Source organism: Cohnella panacarvi Gsoil 349 (assembly GCF_000515335.1).
Lineage (GTDB): Bacteria > Bacillota > Bacilli > Paenibacillales > Paenibacillaceae > Cohnella > Cohnella panacarvi.
In genome coordinates this window covers 4,127,502-4,144,079 of sequence record NZ_KI911563.1, presented here as the reverse complement: position 1 = coordinate 4,144,079, position 16,578 = coordinate 4,127,502, and the positions used below count along the sequence as shown (strand labels likewise).

Annotated in this window: 13 protein-coding genes; 2 read left to right on the top strand and 11 right to left on the bottom strand. The window is 55.0% G+C overall.

What is annotated here, in order from left to right; genetic code table 11:
• Positions 1-801: 801 nt before the first annotated feature.
• The 8 genes from COHPA_RS26290 to COHPA_RS0119860 all read right to left on the bottom strand — a co-directional run bounded on the left by COHPA_RS26290 (position 802) and on the right by COHPA_RS0119860 (position 12,745).
• Positions 802-2,874, bottom strand: a complete 2,073-nt coding sequence (locus COHPA_RS26290; RefSeq protein ID WP_027087901.1) for a LuxR C-terminal-related transcriptional regulator — start codon at positions 2,872-2,874, stop codon at positions 802-804.
• Between the two features lie 143 nt (positions 2,875-3,017).
• Positions 3,018-3,488, bottom strand: a complete 471-nt coding sequence (locus tag COHPA_RS0119890; protein WP_027087900.1) for a DUF2269 family protein — start codon at positions 3,486-3,488, stop codon at positions 3,018-3,020.
• Positions 3,489-3,652: 164 nt separating this feature from the next.
• The gene (locus tag COHPA_RS0119885; protein WP_027087899.1) at positions 3,653-5,611 is read right to left on the bottom strand and encodes a YjhG/YagF family D-xylonate dehydratase; all 1,959 of its coding nucleotides are present in this window, start codon (positions 5,609-5,611) and stop codon (positions 3,653-3,655) included.
• 38 nt (positions 5,612-5,649) lie between these two features.
• Complete coding sequence (gene gucD, locus COHPA_RS0119880) at positions 5,650-7,131, bottom strand: alpha-ketoglutaric semialdehyde dehydrogenase GucD (protein ID WP_027087898.1); 1,482 nt, start codon at positions 7,129-7,131, stop codon at positions 5,650-5,652.
• Positions 7,115-8,041 carry a fumarylacetoacetate hydrolase family protein gene (locus COHPA_RS0119875; protein WP_035121491.1) on the bottom strand — a complete coding sequence of 309 codons (927 nt, stop codon included), beginning with the start codon at positions 8,039-8,041 and terminating at the stop codon, positions 7,115-7,117. The genes gucD and COHPA_RS0119875 overlap by 17 nt, the downstream gene beginning before the upstream one ends.
• A 92-nt stretch (positions 8,042-8,133) precedes the next feature.
• Positions 8,134-8,892: an IclR family transcriptional regulator gene (locus COHPA_RS0119870; protein WP_027087896.1), complete on the bottom strand. Its 759-nt coding sequence runs from the start codon at positions 8,890-8,892 to the stop codon at positions 8,134-8,136.
• Between the two features lie 124 nt (positions 8,893-9,016).
• Positions 9,017-10,840 (bottom strand): family 43 glycosylhydrolase, encoded by a 1,824-nt coding sequence (locus COHPA_RS0119865; protein ID WP_027087895.1) that lies wholly within the window; start codon positions 10,838-10,840, stop codon positions 9,017-9,019.
• A 39-nt stretch (positions 10,841-10,879) separates the two neighbouring features.
• The gene (locus COHPA_RS0119860) at positions 10,880-12,745 is read right to left on the bottom strand and encodes a beta-L-arabinofuranosidase domain-containing protein (protein WP_027087894.1); all 1,866 of its coding nucleotides are present in this window, start codon (positions 12,743-12,745) and stop codon (positions 10,880-10,882) included.
• Positions 12,746-13,209: 464 nt separating this feature from the next.
• Here COHPA_RS0119860 and COHPA_RS0119850 point away from each other — a divergent pair, with 464 nt between their 5' ends.
• Entirely contained in the window at positions 13,210-13,545 is a 336-nt protein-coding gene (locus COHPA_RS0119850; RefSeq protein WP_027087892.1) for a hypothetical protein, read from the top strand.
• Between the two features lie 17 nt (positions 13,546-13,562).
• Complete coding sequence (locus tag COHPA_RS25275; protein ID WP_084760832.1) at positions 13,563-13,739, top strand: YgaP family membrane protein; 177 nt, start codon at positions 13,563-13,565, stop codon at positions 13,737-13,739.
• A 762-nt stretch (positions 13,740-14,501) separates the two neighbouring features.
• Here the strand turns inward: COHPA_RS25275 and COHPA_RS0119845 are convergent.
• The 3 genes from COHPA_RS0119845 to COHPA_RS0119835 form a co-directional block, all read right to left on the bottom strand.
• Positions 14,502-15,416, bottom strand: coding sequence for a phosphotransferase (locus COHPA_RS0119845; protein WP_027087891.1), 915 nt, complete (start codon positions 15,414-15,416; stop codon positions 14,502-14,504).
• Between the two features lie 199 nt (positions 15,417-15,615).
• Positions 15,616-16,104: a GyrI-like domain-containing protein gene (locus COHPA_RS0119840; RefSeq protein ID WP_027087890.1), complete on the bottom strand. Its 489-nt coding sequence runs from the start codon at positions 16,102-16,104 to the stop codon at positions 15,616-15,618.
• A 22-nt stretch (positions 16,105-16,126) separates the two neighbouring features.
• Positions 16,127-16,537, bottom strand: a complete 411-nt coding sequence (locus COHPA_RS0119835; RefSeq protein ID WP_027087889.1) for a VOC family protein — start codon at positions 16,535-16,537, stop codon at positions 16,127-16,129.
• Between the last annotated feature and the right edge of the window lie 41 nt (positions 16,538-16,578).

Sequence of the window (16,578 nt, the reverse complement as noted above, 5' to 3'; positions counted from 1 at the left end):
CCGTGTAGTACTGCTATGATTCCGTTGGCAGATCAGCCTCATTTAACCACTTCCTTTGTCATTGCGGACAGTGACTCCGGTCATCATAACTGTCACGATAGCGTCATTGCTTCCGCGCCGTACCTAGCGTTCGCATCTTCCGCTGATCATGACTTAATATAACGCCTGACGAGGAAGCGTCCCATTCTACGAAAGGATAAGGTTCGGTAGACTTTCGTCGATTTCTATCGGCTGTTTCGAATAAAAAACCGATCCTGCTCGGATCGGTCGGGCGTGCTCTTCTCAACCGCTAAGGTATCTTTGCCAATCATTTCGCGCGGCTCTCCCGGTGTGCGCTTTCTGCGCCAAATTCTGCGTGCGTCAGAGCGCAGCAGGATGGACGGCCCTCCCTACTTCCGTCGCTCCATCGAGGTTTCGCGCACTTTGTCCCCCTACTGCGTCGCTCCATCGGGGGTTCGCGCACTTTGTCCTCCTCAGGAGTCGCTCCACACCTGCGATTCTGCAGATAATCCTATCCTAAATCGCTCGTTTAACCCTTCATCCTGCAAAGGTGCAGGTATTAGTCCTGCAAACCCTCAATGGAGTCACGCGGCTAGCTATCACCTGCACATTTGCATTTGTTGATTTAACACCATATCGGTTCTATGAAATAGCTGTACAATCGCATGTTCTATGTCCGCTTTACGACCCGTTCTCATCCCACATCACCCTATTGAAATAGGACCGCCTCTATCCCCAAATTTTATATGGTGTGTCAACGAAAAAACCCGCTCGTCCGAGCGGGTCGCTGCATGGGATTCATTATCGGTTGATATCGTGCCGACCGAGACGCAAAGCCAGCTGGCTTCGGCGCTTAAGCCCTAGCTTCTCGAAGATCGTCGACAGATGCTTCTTCACCGTTGCTTCGCTGATGAACAACTTAGCCGCGATATCGGCGTTGGACAACCCGTCCGCCGCAAGCGATGCCACCTCTCGCTCCCGAACGGAAAGGAGCTTCGCCCCTTTCTGGTCTTCGGCCGACTGCTCCTCCGCTTGCCGCCAGGCGACGCCCGCCCGGATTAATAGCTGCTCCAGCAACCGGGCCAATCGTTCCCCTCGCGTATCGAGCACCAGCATAGGGGCAGGAATTCCGCCGTAGCATTCGTGTTCCGAGCCGGCAGCCGCTTCGAATCCCATTCCTTCGTGCGTTCGCATGAACACCTCGATCGGCGGCGGACAGCAAATAAGCAGCTTGCCCGAACATAAGTAGCCGAACATCAGCGAGAAAATTTCCGTATAGCTGAGATGATCGGCCCAATCGCGATAGTCGATGCAACGGATGAACCAGCCTGCCGGATGGTCGGGCGAAGCCTCCATGGACCGGCGCACCGCCGCCGACAGCGTAGCCAGATACGGAGCGCTGAACGGATCACGGCTCATATAGGCAAGCGTCCCGGCATGAATCGGCAGTATCGCTGCCAGTCCGGCAACCTCCCGATTGTGATCGCGAAGCAAGTGAAGGCTTCGAGGGTCCATCTCGTACCATTCCCGCGGATCCAATCCTTGCAGACTCGCTTTCGGCATCGCGTCCGGGAAAGACGCGCGAACTTCTTGACCGCTGTCCGGTTTAATGGCGATCGCCGAGATGACCCGCTCGGGCGCCGCGAACCGTTGCTGTACATATTGTTCCGCTTCGGTAACCGTCTCGCTGTTCACCTGCTCCCACGACGAATACGTTCGGACGTTGCGGTAAAAGGCGGATATCGTCTCTCCGCCGACGAATTGATAGAGCTCGCCGACTTCGGGAGTTACGCTCCGCGTTCCCGAATATTCCAGAATCCGACCGGCGTAATAGCGGGCGAGCCTGGCGACCAGCGCATGGTACCGGTCCGGTTCGCGCTCGCGAAGGTAGGCGGCGACCGCATCCCGCATCAGATCGTGCATGGCCCAGCCGTGCTCCGCTTTCCGGATGAACGAGATTCGAATCAAGTCGTCGAACGAAGAGGCCGGAAGCTCGGGAACGTTCAAGGCCGCGGCCAGAATGCTCGCGTTAAACCTGCGGGGCAGCGATGCCGCTTCGACGAGGAGACGAAGCTTCGGATCGGCGGCTTCCTTCAACCAGACATCCGCCAGCTCATGGAACCAGGAGCCGCCCTCCATGTCGTCCGCCCTCGTGCCGATGCTCGAACGGTGCGCCGTGGCAAGCGACATCGCAAGCGGATGACCGAAGGAAGACATCCATACGCGATCCGCTTCTTCTCCTTGCCGCAGGCCGCATCGCTTCGCATACTCCACCGATTCCTCCCGCGACAGGGCGTCAAGAGGAATCGGGTGCATGCGCTCCCTCCAAGCAGGCGACGCGGTCCAGGTTCCTCCAAGCGGGAATCGGCCGGCCGTCATTAAGAGAACGCAGTCGGAAAGCCGGGCGAACAGCCTCTCGCGCAGCCACCCTTCCAAATCGGACAACTCCTCGAACGTATCGAACGCAAGGATGACCCGCCGCCGCTTCGCGATCTCGCGCAACGTTCCGATACAAGCTTCCGCCCACGCCGATACGGCGCTGCCGCTATCGGGCATTCGATCCGGCGCGACTTCCAGCAGCGCGAGAATGGCCCGGCATACTTCGTCCTCCCGATGAAGGATGTCGCGGCTGTCGATCAGCACGAATACCGCTCCGGCACGCTCGGCGTCTCTGCGGAACGATGCGAGCAGCGACGTCTTGCCCATGCCTCCGATCCCGCTGATGCTCCAGAGGGTGCGTTGCTCCTTCCGACCTTCCAAATACCCGCGAAAGCGTTGCCGCTCCGCGTTTCGTCCGACAAAATAGTAATCCTCCCGATCCGCGAACGTCTGTCCCGTCTTTTCGGTTTCATCGTTCTCGAAAGTCGTCGTCAAATCGCGTTCACCGCCCGCACTCGTAAATGATCGTTTGTCTACAAAGAGTATAGGGCTTTTTCAACCTAGGTCATAGTGCAAAAAAGCGTCGGGAACGTAATCCCCGGCGCTTGTTCGCGTCTAGTCCTATTCGATCTGTATCCTTAGATAGAGTCGGGCTTAACGATCATGAGAATAAAGATGATAAGGCCGAGGCCGGAAGCCGCGTACAACAACCCGCTTGCCCGATTGACCCATTGTTGCTGCTGGGGAGGGAAGGCGGTAGCGTGCTCATTCACGGGATCGGACAGCCAGGCTCCTATTTTCTTAAGAGCAGGGCCGATTCCCGCGATCATCGTGATTTGGATCAGAACGTAGATCACTAGCGTGCCGTACATCCAAATTTGGGCGAACGTCCCGTAATTCCCCGACAGGGCAAGGCCGAGGCCCGATAGAACGGCGATGCTGCCTCCGATTTTCGGAAACATTTCCATGCGGCCTACGAAGCCGATCGACGAACGATATTGCGGTACGCTCTGGCTTCGCCGAAGGAACACGTGACCGAGATACGTAGGTCCGATTCCGATCAACGCCGACAAAACATGAACGACGACTAAAATTTCCCATCCACTCATTCGTTGAAATCCTCCATTCGCGCGAGCATGAGGCCTTCTGTAAGGCCCCTTCCTACTTTAGCACCCGCAACGAGGAGCGTTAATTATACGAAAGTTGTAGAACGCATTAGCCTTTCGACGTAATTGTTCTGGCGTCGATCGGGATATTCCGCCGAAGCGCCTTGTCAGCCGTCCGTCTTCGCGAGCGCGCTCATGCCGGCCTCCAGCACCCGTAAGATGCGCTCCGTATCATACACGCAACCTTTCCACGTACCGCCGCTCGCGGCTTGCAGCGCTGCCCATAATCGGGTATCGTCCGGAAGCGACGGATCCTCGGCCATGCCGGGATGCGGACTACGAACGGCCAGGACGGCAGAACCGGCTTCGGGTTCTTCCGGAACGTCGCCGCAGCCCACCATGTCGATGCTGCCTTCCAATTTCCGCGTATCGATTCGAATGTCGATCCAATCCCCGTCGCGCAACCGTCCGACCGGCCCTCCGGCGAGCGCTTCGGGACCGATGTGTCCGATGCACGCGCCCGTAGATACGCCGGAGAACCGGGCATCGGTCAGCAGCGATACTTGCCGGCCGAACGCGAGATGCTTCAGCGCCGAGGTGAGCTGATACGTCTCTTCCATCCCGGTACCCGACGGCCCTCGTCCGATTAACGCCATGATGTCGCCGGCGGAGATTCCGCCCGTCTTAATGGCCCGGATCGCTTCGCGTTCGGTAACGAACACTTTTACGCGGCCGACGTGCCGGAACACGCCGTTCTCATCCAGCATAGACGGATCGATGGCCGTCGATTTGATGACGGAGCCTTCCGGCGCAAGATTGCCGGTCGGGAACGTAACGGTCGGCGCGAGTCCGGCCTTTCGCGCCGCTTCCGGACGATAGATGACCGTGTCCGGATCGATGCCCTCTTGATCGGCCAGCAAAGCGCGCATGCGACGGCGGCGCTCGGAAGTCTCCCACCAGTCGAGCGTCTCGCCTAACGAGACCCCGGCTGCCGTAAGTACCGTGTCGTCCAATACGCCGAGCCGCCGCAGATGGAGCATGACTTCCGGAACCCCTCCGGCAAGGAACGCATGGACGGTCGGATGAGGAATCGGTCCGTTCGGAAGCACGCTTACGATTCTCGGGACGGAGCGGTTGACTTCCGCCCAATCGCTTGCTTCCGGAGCGGCGAGTCCCGCCGCATGCGCGATCGCGGGGATATGCAGCAGCAAGTTCGTCGAACCGCCGAAAGCCGCGTGCACCGCCATCGCATTCCGAATGGACGCGGGGGTCAGCAGTTCGCCCATCGTGATCCCCCGTTCCGCAAGCGACATAGCGGCACGGGCGGACTGCCTGGCCATTGCGGTCCAGACCGGTTGACCCGACGGTGCAAGCGCGGCGTGAGGGACGGTGAGGCCTAATGCCTCTGCCACGACTTGAGCCGTGCCGGCAGTTCCAAGGAACTGGCAGCCCCCGCCAGGCGTCGCGCAAGCGCGGCAGCCAAGATCGGCTGCCTCCTCCAGCGACAGTTCGCCGTTCGCGTATCTGGCGCCGATCGTTTGAATTTTCCCGGCATCCTCGCCTCGGATCGGCGGCAACGTTACGCCGCCGGGGACAATGACGCCGGGCAGATTCTTCATCCCTGCCAGCGCGATCATCATGGCGGGAAGACCTTTATCGCACGTAGCGACACCGATCACCGAGGAGCGGGTCGGAAGCGAGCGAACGAGCCGCCGCATGACCATTGCCGCGTCGTTGCGATACGGCAGCGAATCGAACATGCCCGTCGTGCCTTGCGTACGGCCGTCGCACGGATCGCTGACGTATCCGGCGAACGGTATGCCTCCCGCCCGCGTAATTTCCTCCGCGGCAGCTTTCATCAGCAGGCCGATTTCCCAATGGCCCGTATGGTATCCGAGCGCGGCCGGCGTGCCGTCCTCGTTGCGGATGCCGCCCATCGTGCCGAGCAGCAGCACCTCCCGGCCTCGCAGACGTTCCGCCCGCCAGCCCATCCCGACGTTCTGGCTCCATCCGAATAAGTCTCCGCTCGGCGAGTCTAGCAGCATTTCCGGCGTCAGCGGCAACGAGCCGGATGGGCCCTCCGCGTGCGTCGCCACTTCGAAATACGCTTCGTCCTCCGGGCCCATTAGCGTTCGCAAATGTTCAGTCATCGCTGTCCTCCCGGTTAAGGCTTGATGAATACGGTCTTAACGCTCGTGTAAAACTCGATTGCGGCCTGCCCTTGCTCGCGCGAATGCGAGCTGGAGTTCTTCATCCCGCCGAACGGCGCCTGCAGTTCCACGCCCGCCGTCTCGGCATTGACGCGGACAAGTCCTGCTTCCAGCTCCTCCACGAACGTCAGCACGTTGCGAAGATCGCGCGTGTACAGCGAAGCGCTGAGGCCGTACTCCGTGTCGTTCGCGAGCTCGATCGCTTCGCCCAGGTCCGATGCCTCGATTAACGCCAGTACCGGGCCGAAAATCTCTTCGCGAGCGATCGTCATCGACGGAGTAACGCGATCGAACACGGCAGGCGTCACGAAGAAGCCGTCCTTCAATGCCGGATCGTTCGGCGCGTCGCCACCGGTCAGCAATACGGCGCCCTCTTCCGTTCCCTTGCGGATGTAGCGCCTGACCGTGTCGTACTGCTTCTCGCTGGCGCACGGACCGAGCCACGTCTCTGCGTTAAGGCCGTCGCCGACCCGTAGAACGCCGACTTTCTCAAGCAGCTTTGCCTTAAAAGATTCATAGACGTCGCTTACGACAATAACGCGGCTCGTCGCGGTGCATTTCTGTCCGGTGGAACGCAGTCCGCCGCTGATCGTCGCATCGACCGCGAGATCCAAGTCGGCATCGGCCGCGACGATGATCGGATTTTTGCCGCCCATCTCAAGCTGGTACTTCGCGCCGCGCGCCAGCACGGTCTGGCCGACTTTCTTGCCGACGGCGTTGGAGCCCGTGAAAGTGACGCCGTGAATGCCCGGATGCTCGGCAATGCCCTGACCGATTACGGGGCCGTCGCCGATGACCATATTGACGACGCCGGCCGGGAAGCCCGCTTCGGCGAAGCACGCCATGACGAGCGCCGCCGTTACGGCCGTCTCTGCCGCCGGCTTCCAGACGACGGCGTTGCCGTAGATCAAAGCCGGAGCCATCTTCCACACCGGGATCGCGACCGGGAAATTCCAAGGAGAGATCACGCCTACGACGCCAAGCGGTACGCGGGTCGTATACATCAAAGCCTCCGCGTCCGTCGACGGAATGACATCGCCTACCGGTCTCATCCCCTCTCCCGCGTAATAACGCAGGATGGCCGCGCCGCGCGCCGTCTCGCCCTTCGCTTCGGGGAGCGTCTTGCCCATCTCGCGCGTCATCGCCCGCCCGATCTCGTCCATTCGGCTCTCCAGCAGGTCGGCCGCCTTGAATAGCAGCGCGCCGCGCTGGGCGCCCGTCATCTTGCGCCACGCGCGCCGAGCCTCGTTCGCTGCGGAGACCGCTTGGTTCAGGTCGTTAAGGTCCGAATCCGGCACGAGTCCGACCGCTTCGTTCCTCCGCGCCGGATTAATGCTCGGCACCCGCCGCCCTGCGGTCGGCGGCATCCATGCGCCGCCGATATAGTTGTCGACCGTAACTGCGTCCATGCTCGTCATTTTATCGCTTGTCGCCATTCGAAAGTCCTCCTTTAGTAGCCGTATCCAGTTCATTCGCAAATACGCACGTATTCGTCAGCGTTCCGATCCCCTCGATCTCGATCTCGATCCGGTCGCCCGAAGCCAGCGTGAATTGATTCGGCGGCACGAGACACGTTCCTGTCAGCAGCACCGTCCCTTCGTACAGCTCGTTATCCAGCTTCAAATACCCGACGAGCTCCTCCAATCGGCGCTTGAGCTCCCCGGTGCTCGCCGATTCGTCGACAACCTTCTCGCCGTTGCGGTAAATACGGCATGCAATGGAGAGAGCGTACGGATCGTCGACCGTCTCCGCCAGCCGGACGAACGGACCGATCGCGCAAGAGCGCTTCCAAATTTTCGCCTGCGGCAGGTAGAGCGGATTCTCGCCCTCGATGTCGCGGCAGCTCATGTCGTTGCCGGCCGTGTAGCCGATAATGGTTCCGTCGCTATCCAGCACGAGCCCCAGCTCCGCTTCCGGCACTTGCCAGTTCGAATCGCTGCGCAAACATACCGTTTCGCCCGGCCCGACCGTACGCTGAGCGGTCGATTTCATGAACAGCTCCGGCCGATCGGCATCATAGACTTTGTCGTAATAAGTCGTGGCGTCGAGCTTGCCCGCCGTCGCTTCATGATTGCGGGCTTCCCTGCTGCGCTGGTAGGTCACTCCGGCCGCCCATACTTCCGGCGCGTCAAGCGGCACGGCAAGCTCAAGCGACTCCAACGGCGTCCCGATCCGAGCGGTCACCCGGAGAAGCGACAGAATATACGCTGCCGTCGTTACGTTCGCGGCTTTGGCTTCGCGGACAAGCGTCATCAGATCGGGCGCTTCCAATCGATACAACCCTCCATCGCCCAATAGAACGCCTAGCATCTTACGTGATTTTTCCCAGTAACGGAATATACGCATGAACAACTTCCTCTCATTATGTTTTATAATATAAAACTGCGTTCTCATATAAGGGCTGAAAAATAGCAGCTTGAATCGCTGCATCTTTCGCGTCATCTTGGCGAGTACCCTATCCCGCGGGATATCGCGTCCGCCGTTTCGCGCAATTTCTCGACGAACGAGGACAATTCTTCGTCGTCAACCTTCGCCGCCATCGTCGATATGCTGATCGCCGCGGTTACGTGACCTTGATGATCGTACACCGGCGCGGACGCGCACCGTACGCCCGGCTCGTTCTCTTCGCGGTCATAAGCGACCCCTTGCTCCCTAACGGAACGCAGTTCTTCGCGGAATGAAGCTTCGCTTGCGATCGTATGCGGCGTATGTACGGTAAAGTCGTAATCCTTCAGCGTCGTCGCGAGCTCGGTCGCCGTCATGAACGCGGCGAGCACTTTGCCTACCGCGCTGCTGTGCAGCGGAACGCGGCGGCCGATCCGTGAATAGCGAATCGCTGCCTTATTCCCTTCTACCTTGTCGATATACACCCCCTCGGCTCCGTCTCGAATGACAAGATGCACCGTCTGCCCCGTAGCGTCGGATAATCGGCGCATCGGCCCCGCAGCCGTCTCGCGCAAATCCAATCCCTGGAGAAGAAGCTGGCCTTTCTCCAGCAATCGCATACCCAGCCGGTATAGCCCGTTCACGTCCTGCTCGATGTATCCGTGCAGTTGCAGCGTCTTAAGCAGCGAATGCACCGTACTCTTATGCAGTCCGATCCGAAAGCTGATCTCCGTGATCTTCAGCTCCCGGGTTTGTTCGTCGAACAGATCCAGAATGGTGAGCGCGCGGTCCACAGACTGTATGATCGGCAATCGTATCACGCACCTTTGTTCTAAGCTTCTGTTCTCATGATCCGATTATAGTTGAAACGCATGAAGTCTTACAATATCTTTCGCTATCAAACAAGGTCGGGCGTCTTCCGCCCGACCTTGTCCTTTACCGCCCGCCTTTAACGATAAGCTCTAGGGATACCTCCGCTAAATTCGGGTCCACGTCCCGTTCCTCCGTTAAATCGAGAACGGGATACCCTTCGAAGTCGAAGTGAACGCGTCGCACGCCGGTGCATCTGGGTTGATCGATGCCAGTCCGCGCGTGGTAGACGTTCCAGATGACGCCGTCTTCATCGGTTACGTAAGAATTATGGCCAGGCCCGTACTCGCCCGGCACGCTCCTGGAGGTCAGAATCGGATAATTCCCTTTCGTCCAGACTGCCGGGTCCAGCAGGTCCGCGTCCGAATCCGCGCTGAGCAATCCGACGCAGTAAGTCGCGTCAACCAGCGCGCAAGCGATGGTCACGAAGATCGCCTTGTCCGTGATCAGGACGTACGGCCCTTCGTCGACGAACGTGCGGTTGTTCTCCCAGCCGTATTCGGGCCGAGTGAGAGGAACCGGATCGCTCTTCAACTTCCAGGGTTCCGCCGGGTCGGCTTCCGCGATATAAATCCATGAACCTAAATCTTCCGGAACCAATCGACGCTGCGCCCAGACGGTATAAACGCGATCCTTCCGTTGGATGATCGTCATGTCGAGCGTGATTCCCGCTTCGAAAAGAGGCTTGCCGTCGCGGAGGACGACTCGGACGGGGACTTCCCAATCCGCGGCTGCCGACGGGTTTCCCCCCTTCTTTAACTTCATGACATGGGATTGAATGTCGACGAATTCACCGGTGCTTCCCGCATGGAAAATATACAAATCCTCGCCGATTGCGTGAAGCTCAGGCGCCCAAAGAAAGTTTTTCAGATGGGCATACGTTTCCGTGTCCAGAAGCTTGTTTTCTTCCGCCTCGAACAGCCCCCGTATGGTTTCTGCCTCTCGAATCGACAGAGTCTTGTTGCCGTCCGCATCGTTGGTCGCGATAAAGTAATATTTGCCCCGCCATCGGGCGATACAAGGATCCGCACGGTTAACCGCCAACGGGAACGGAAACCGTTCCTGGCGGATGCGGCCGGTAATCCGATAATTTCCCGCCCTGTTCCAATCGACTTGCGCCGTTTGCCAGTCCACCTTCTTGACGGCGCTCGTTCCGTCGCTATAGATCGCCGTCGCATGAACTTCCCTCAGCTCGTCTTCGGATGCGGCAACGACTTGTTGTTGCACGACATTGCGAACATGTGAGGGAACCGTCAGTTTCCGCAAAAGCCGGTCCGCCGTCGCCCGCGCGACCGATATCGCGTTGCCGGGCACGATTCCTTCCATATCGGCGTTTACGGATACGGCCGCCGACGCAAAGGCATCCGCTTGTTCCGGAGGCGATACTCCGTTAAGGTTCATGATATCGTCGGCATCATTCCGATAGAAATTCCCGTTCGCGTCGCTCCAGCGAATGAGATACTTTCGCAACGTTTCGTCATATTCGCACGTCACGTCTTGGACGATAGCGTCTTCCTTTAACCGCAATAGTCCGATTTCCCGATATTGCAGCAGATCCGGCGATGCGAACAGCAATACCGCTCCCTTGCTGTCCTCGTCCGGACCGCCCTCCGGTCCCGTACGCACCGCGATCACTCCGAAGGTACCGTCGGCCAAATAAAACAGATAGGGGTTTTTCAAACTTTTAGCGCTTAGCGTGCCGTTCGGTTTGTCGACGGCTTTAGCAAACAGCACGCCGGAGTTGTGATTCAATGCCCGGTAGCCCATGCCGTCCTCGCTGTAAGCCAAATGCATGCTGTAAGCCAGCTTCGGGGCGTATAGTTGTTCTTCCTGCGGCAATCTCGTGTAGCATAGGACGCGTACCATGTCCTCGTTGACTTTGGCTGCCATTATTCATTCGCACGCTCCTCAAGATCGATTCGGCCGGCGTCAATCGGACTTCTTGACTTTGAAATAAATCTGGTACGGTTCGTACCCGACGTCCCGGATTCTCCTGAGCGGAATCGACGGGTCCTGATTGGCCGTCTTGAAGAAATATCTCCAACTGCCCCATTCGCGCTCGTTCTCCGTCTCGATCTCGGAAGCGGCGTCTTCGCCGTCGATATACAGGATCCGTTCTTCTTCGCCGATGCCGGCCAGCACCTCCGGCCCGAAACGGAAAGCCCCCGTATGATCGTCGTCCGGCAACGGAATGAAGCGAATGCCGATCGGCAGGATCAGACTGATCGCGTCGCCGTCTTGCCAGACTCTGCGGACGGTATAGAATCGGTCGCTTCCGGCGGTTTTCCCGTGAAGAACGCCGTTGACGTATACGGAGGCTTCCGACATGATCCAATCCGGAATCCGGCAATGGATCGCAAAAGCTTGCGGTTCGTTCGTCCGTACGACGAAATCGTGCTTGCGGTATGACGGCATATGATCATGAATCGCCGTAATTTCGTTGATTGCCTGTTGCCCCGAGGTATTCGAGGAATTCATCATGCTCCCGCTCATTCGATCCTGCGTTTGCCGGATCCGCACGGGGACTCCCCCGATATCCGCGATGACCTCGGAGTCGAAATACTGGCAAGCATAGATGCCGTCCCCGTCCTGATAATAATAGCCTCGATTCCAAGACGCGTTCGCTTGGACCATCGTGCCGTGACAGCAGAAGAAGCTGTCCTTCTCCGTGCTCCAATCCTTGCGCAAACCTGCTTTCATCGGCAGGAAATACGTGAGCAGTCCGGTCTCCGGATGTTGATGGTTGTTGCCGTTCAGGCGATATTCCTGGTAGTACGCCTGCGCCATAATCCCGTTATACACGTTATATTCGATGTATTGCGCGTATGCGGGGTCGCCGGAATGCCGGAACAAAAACTCGGCCAAGCGGATCATATTGTACACCGTGCAGTGTTCCTGGTTTTTGTCCCCTAGGCGAGCCTTCATTTTCATCTTCGGCATCCATACTTCGCCGGACGTCTGTCCGCCCGTGGCCAGGCATCCTCTCTCCGTCACCGCGCAATTCCAATAAGCCTTTACGATTTCCATCCATCTCTCTTCGCCCGTCACCTCGTATGCGCGAGCGCAGCCGAGCACTTCAGGAATGGTCGTATTCGCATGCATGTTCGTGAGCGGGTCCTTGCCTTCCAGCAAAGGCTGGAAGAGCCTGCCGCGATAATACCGGTCCAACAGCGTCTTGTATTTCTCCTTGCCGGTGATCTGCAGGAGATCCGCCCAAACCTCCAACATTCCGCCGGTTTCCACGTCCAGAATGTCTTCGAATTTCTCCTTGGAAAATCCGCCGCTCCATTCCTCGAACCAATTCGCGAACGAATCCGCGATCTCCAGCGCTTTCGCGTTCCCGACATACCGATAGACGTCTACTAAGCCCATGAAAAGCTTATGGAGATTGTATTGGGGAGCCCAGACGTCTTTCCCTTTCGCGATCCAATGCAAATATTTCTCGGGGATCGGTCCTACCCACCGCCCGCCGTTGTCCTTCTGACATTCAGCCAGTTCGTCGACGATGACTCCGATCTTCGCTTTCAGCTCCGGGTCTTCCTTCTCGTGATGCTGCATCGCCGCCGCCGACAGCCAATGGCCGAGAAAATGGCCCCGCAGCTGGCACACCGGCGTCTCCCATCCTCCGTGCGCTCCGGGCGGGATGTCCCTGCCCGAATAACGGCCGGCTTCCAGCCTATAGTTAAATAGGAGATGATCGCTGTCCAGCTTCATCAAATAAGCCCGGTTCGCCGCTTCTCTCCGTTTGATTTCACCGTCAAGAACAATAACGCTGTTGCCTTTCAACTCGATCATAGATGTCTTCCTCCCAAGTGGGTTTCAACTGTCGATTTGCGAACCCTTCTAACCTTCTATCCCTGATACGGCAATTCCTTCAATCGCAATCGCAATATGCCAACTCGTTATGTCGTATTTATTGACAATACCATCTGCTCGACTGGCTTATCGGCAAACCCAGAAAATGACTGGAGTAATCCTTGAACAGGAATGAATAATAATACAAACGAGCATGAGGGGGACCAGTGAATGTGGTGGTATATCCTTGCGGCCATCGGAATCATTGTGATCGTAGTCGGAGCTTTCACGTCTTATCGAATAATGGACAAGCAGCGACATAACGAATTTGAAAAGAGACTCCCGAATCATGTGGCAAGTCACCCTGTGTCCCATAATTCTTTGCTGATCTGGTACATTGTCACGCCGATTGCCGCTATCGCGTTAGGAATTATTCTGGTATTGATCTTTCAGGGGTGATTCGAATGGAAAAGAACAAATATTATGTATCCGTACAATCGAGATCGATTATGTTTGACAAGGGCCAGGCGTCTTATGAATTGGAAATTGAAGCGACGGAATCCGAGGTGAAACACCTTCAATCTAAATTCGACGAGTTGGAGGAAGCCGATCATGCCACGTTCTTTCGCACATTTACGCCTGGACTGCCCTATCATCACGATCCACAGAACGATGAATATGACCGAGCTCTTAAAGATTGCTACAATTTGATATTTCAGTTGGGTACAGATGAAACAAGAGTCCATTTGTCTTCCTTCGTGAACAATCTTCAGATGGGACATTATCAAGAGGAATTATAAATGCGGAGGTGAAATGGATGAATTGCAATGTGGGAAAAACAGAGCAAATCATAAGAATTTCCGTTGGAGTAAGTATCCTTCTTTTGGGTCTCAGAAATAAAAGTTGGTGGGGACTTGCGGGACTGGCTCCGATCCTAACTGGGACTACTCGATATTGCCCTCTAAACACGGCGTTACGGATCGATAATTGTTAATGTGATCGATATTAATCAACTTCCAGTAAAAGGCTGCGAATTTTCGCAGCCTTAAAAGCATTGTATCGAGAGGAAGAGGAATGAGAGCCGATGGGTGCCTGCCCACGGTTCTGTTTAGTTCACCGTTACCAATCAAGCTCGTTGACAGGAGTATTTATTCATTTTTCCGTATATTGTCTATATATTCTCTACAATGCTGACACCACTCATTATTTGGGTGGCGTCATAATTGGTGAGAAAATGGAAACCAAAAGGCTTGATTTATCAGAGTTCGTTTTCACAATTACCGATTCCGACTGCCGCCATACGAGCCTTAAAATACCGAATGGTCATAATTTGTGATAATTCCCTCCAAAGCCACCTGCATAATTATGCAACCCTGACTTTAGACACCAAAAATATGTATTTACCTTCAGGTCTCCCAATGCAGACAACAAAAACTCGATAATCCACTATGTGACAATCGAGTCTATGGAATTTTATACAGCTTTCAAAGTATCGCTACTTCCCCAGAATGCTGACATCCTTCGTTTTGAACAATCCTGCCCGTTATTAATGAAAACGGCAGCCAATTGTTGGTCGACTGCCACGGTATCCTTATTCAACTATCGTTCTCCGTTAGCGCAACGACTTACTCTGTTGAATTTCGTGTTCCTCAACATAAAGCGGCATTAGAGAAGGCGAATCGTACCTTATCGCGGCCTATAAACGACAAAATGGTGCCGATAGCCATAGCCCCATAGCTGCAACGTAATAATGAGCCTAATCCGACAGTGCTCGCATGATGTTGGATTTCGCCTCTGCCGCAATCGCTTCATTCCCGTCATCGACCGCTTGCATCAAGATCAGTACGGGGATGTATACCGCGATCAGCCGCGCCAGCAGCTTCGTTTCCTCGTCCGCTCCTCCGTAAGTTTCGAAAAACACGCCGCGAGCGTAAGGTGGTAAAAAGCTGTAAGCAACGCTCAAATCGCAAGCCGGATGGCCTACGCTCAGATCGCCCCAATCAATGATGCCGGAAACGATCCCGTTCTCATTCACAAGCATATTTTTGAAATGAAGATCGCCATGTAGCAGTGCATTCACCGCCTCGACACGGTCCGTTTGCAGCCTGCTAATATACGCTTCGATCACACCGGACTCCTCCGACGACAAGTGTTCAACCACCTTCGACAGAAAGCCCTCCAATTTCACTTTGCGCGATGCTATGTCCGTCAAGCTTCGATGATCTTGCTGAACTCCGCACTTCAGCGCCGCCTGCACCGGAAACTTATGCAATCTCCGCAAAAATTTCGCCAGCGTCTCTGCCGATAAAGCCCGGCGTTCTTCCGTCAAACCGATGGGGAAATCTCCTGGCACGTAGGCATAGCCAAGAAATGGTGCCGGGTATTCGTCACTTGCTTCGCCATAAAATAACGGTTTCGGATAGGGGACGGTCATATATGCCTCCAGCTTCGGCAGCAGCTTCCCTTCCATACGAATCGAGCCAACTGCAATCGTTCTTCTTGGAAACCGGAACACGTACTCGTCACCGATGAGAAAAACCGTATTGTCCCAGCCCCAGCCCAATCGCTTCACTTGCTTCGATGACAGCTGAGGGAATTGTCTGCCGATCAGCGTCCGCGCCTGCTCTTCGTTAACCTCCCACTCCGCATCCCATACATTCGTTCCTCCCATGAAATGTCTGCCTCCTCGTTCCTTACTTTATTTAGACGTTTACATTCCCTGGAAGTTACGCATAACTGCCCGTTAGTTAAACAACCTGCTGGATCACTCCGGCAGGCTGCATTATGAACTAACGTTTCCCGTTAGCGTAATGAACTTTGCCTAGCCTGAACGTGAATATGATGTTAGGCGATGCCGTCATGAGTTATAATCAAGATTCCTTTTTCTTTATTGGGCAGTATATTGTAATTTCATTTCTATCATCATCATTTTCTCTGATTGTCTTTTCATCATATTTCTCAAAATAATACGAGACGTCATCATACTCGTACCCATTTTCTTTCAACCAATTAGACGTAAAATCATATGCTGTATATGTCTTACTTGCAGGTCCTTTATAGTTTGTTACTGAGTACAATCTAGGCAGAATTTGAATATGAATCATTTCATGAGGCAAGTTAGTTATCGGATCTACTTCATAACAGCAATAAAAATCAAGGAGCCCCTTATTCCCTTTGTAATTTGGAGGTGATATACCATAAGTTACTTCTAGATTCGTAACATTTTTTATTTCTTTTTTTCTCTCTTCTAACTCCTTAAATGCATGACTTACATTATCGCCCAGTTCGGACATTAAACTTATAGCCCTTATACCAACAAATGAAGTAATTTGACTTGTTTGAATGATTTCAACTCTCATAAAGAGCACCTCATTTACGGATTTATTGTGGCGGTTGAAAAACGTCAAACATATTTCCAAAAGGATCGTAAAACGTAAAGAAACTTCCATGTCCTTCTACAACGATAGGACTTACTTTTGTATCGAGTTGTGATAGATAAATATGAAATCCTTGAATATCCTTAACGCGAAATCCGATTGTGTAATGGTCTTGACCATTAACCTTAAAGGTGGATGTAGTATCATCATTTGTCTTGACTAAAAATAAACTAGGACCCATCGAGAAATCTACAAAAGCAAGCTCATCGTTAAGTAGTCCTAGTTTTGCACCCAAGTTACCACAATACCAATCAACCGCCTTTTCCAAATCGAAAACAGGGATCTCTGTGTACTGGATGCCTTCAATGTATTCGTTATTAGCTGTCTGCAGATGTTGATTGTTCATACTCTGCATAGTTTAGATCCTCTTTTCATCCTAAAGGTTTTACCATAATA

Excerpts from the sequence above, each read along its gene's own strand:
- COHPA_RS0119890 (WP_027087900.1), bottom strand. The coding sequence starts at position 3,488 with ATGAGTGGATGGGAAATTTTAGTCGTCGTTCATGTTTTGTCGGCGTTG.
- COHPA_RS0119885 (WP_027087899.1), bottom strand. The coding sequence starts at position 5,611 with ATGGGCCCGGAGGACGAAGCGTATTTCGAAGTGGCGACGCACGCGGAG.
- gucD (WP_027087898.1), bottom strand. The coding sequence starts at position 7,131 with ATGGCGACAAGCGATAAAATGACGAGCATGGACGCAGTTACGGTCGAC.
- COHPA_RS0119875 (WP_035121491.1), bottom strand. The coding sequence starts at position 8,041 with ATGCGTATATTCCGTTACTGGGAAAAATCACGTAAGATGCTAGGCGTT.
- COHPA_RS0119865 (WP_027087895.1), bottom strand. The coding sequence starts at position 10,840 with ATGGCAGCCAAAGTCAACGAGGACATGGTACGCGTCCTATGCTACACG.
- COHPA_RS0119860 (WP_027087894.1), bottom strand. The coding sequence starts at position 12,745 with ATGATCGAGTTGAAAGGCAACAGCGTTATTGTTCTTGACGGTGAAATC.
- COHPA_RS0119850 (WP_027087892.1), top strand. The coding sequence starts at position 13,210 with ATGGAAAAGAACAAATATTATGTATCCGTACAATCGAGATCGATTATG.
- COHPA_RS25275 (WP_084760832.1), top strand. The coding sequence starts at position 13,563 with ATGAATTGCAATGTGGGAAAAACAGAGCAAATCATAAGAATTTCCGTT.
- COHPA_RS0119845 (WP_027087891.1), bottom strand. The coding sequence starts at position 15,416 with ATGGGAGGAACGAATGTATGGGATGCGGAGTGGGAGGTTAACGAAGAG.
- COHPA_RS0119840 (WP_027087890.1), bottom strand. The coding sequence starts at position 16,104 with ATGAGAGTTGAAATCATTCAAACAAGTCAAATTACTTCATTTGTTGGT.
- COHPA_RS0119835 (WP_027087889.1), bottom strand. The coding sequence starts at position 16,537 with ATGCAGAGTATGAACAATCAACATCTGCAGACAGCTAATAACGAATAC.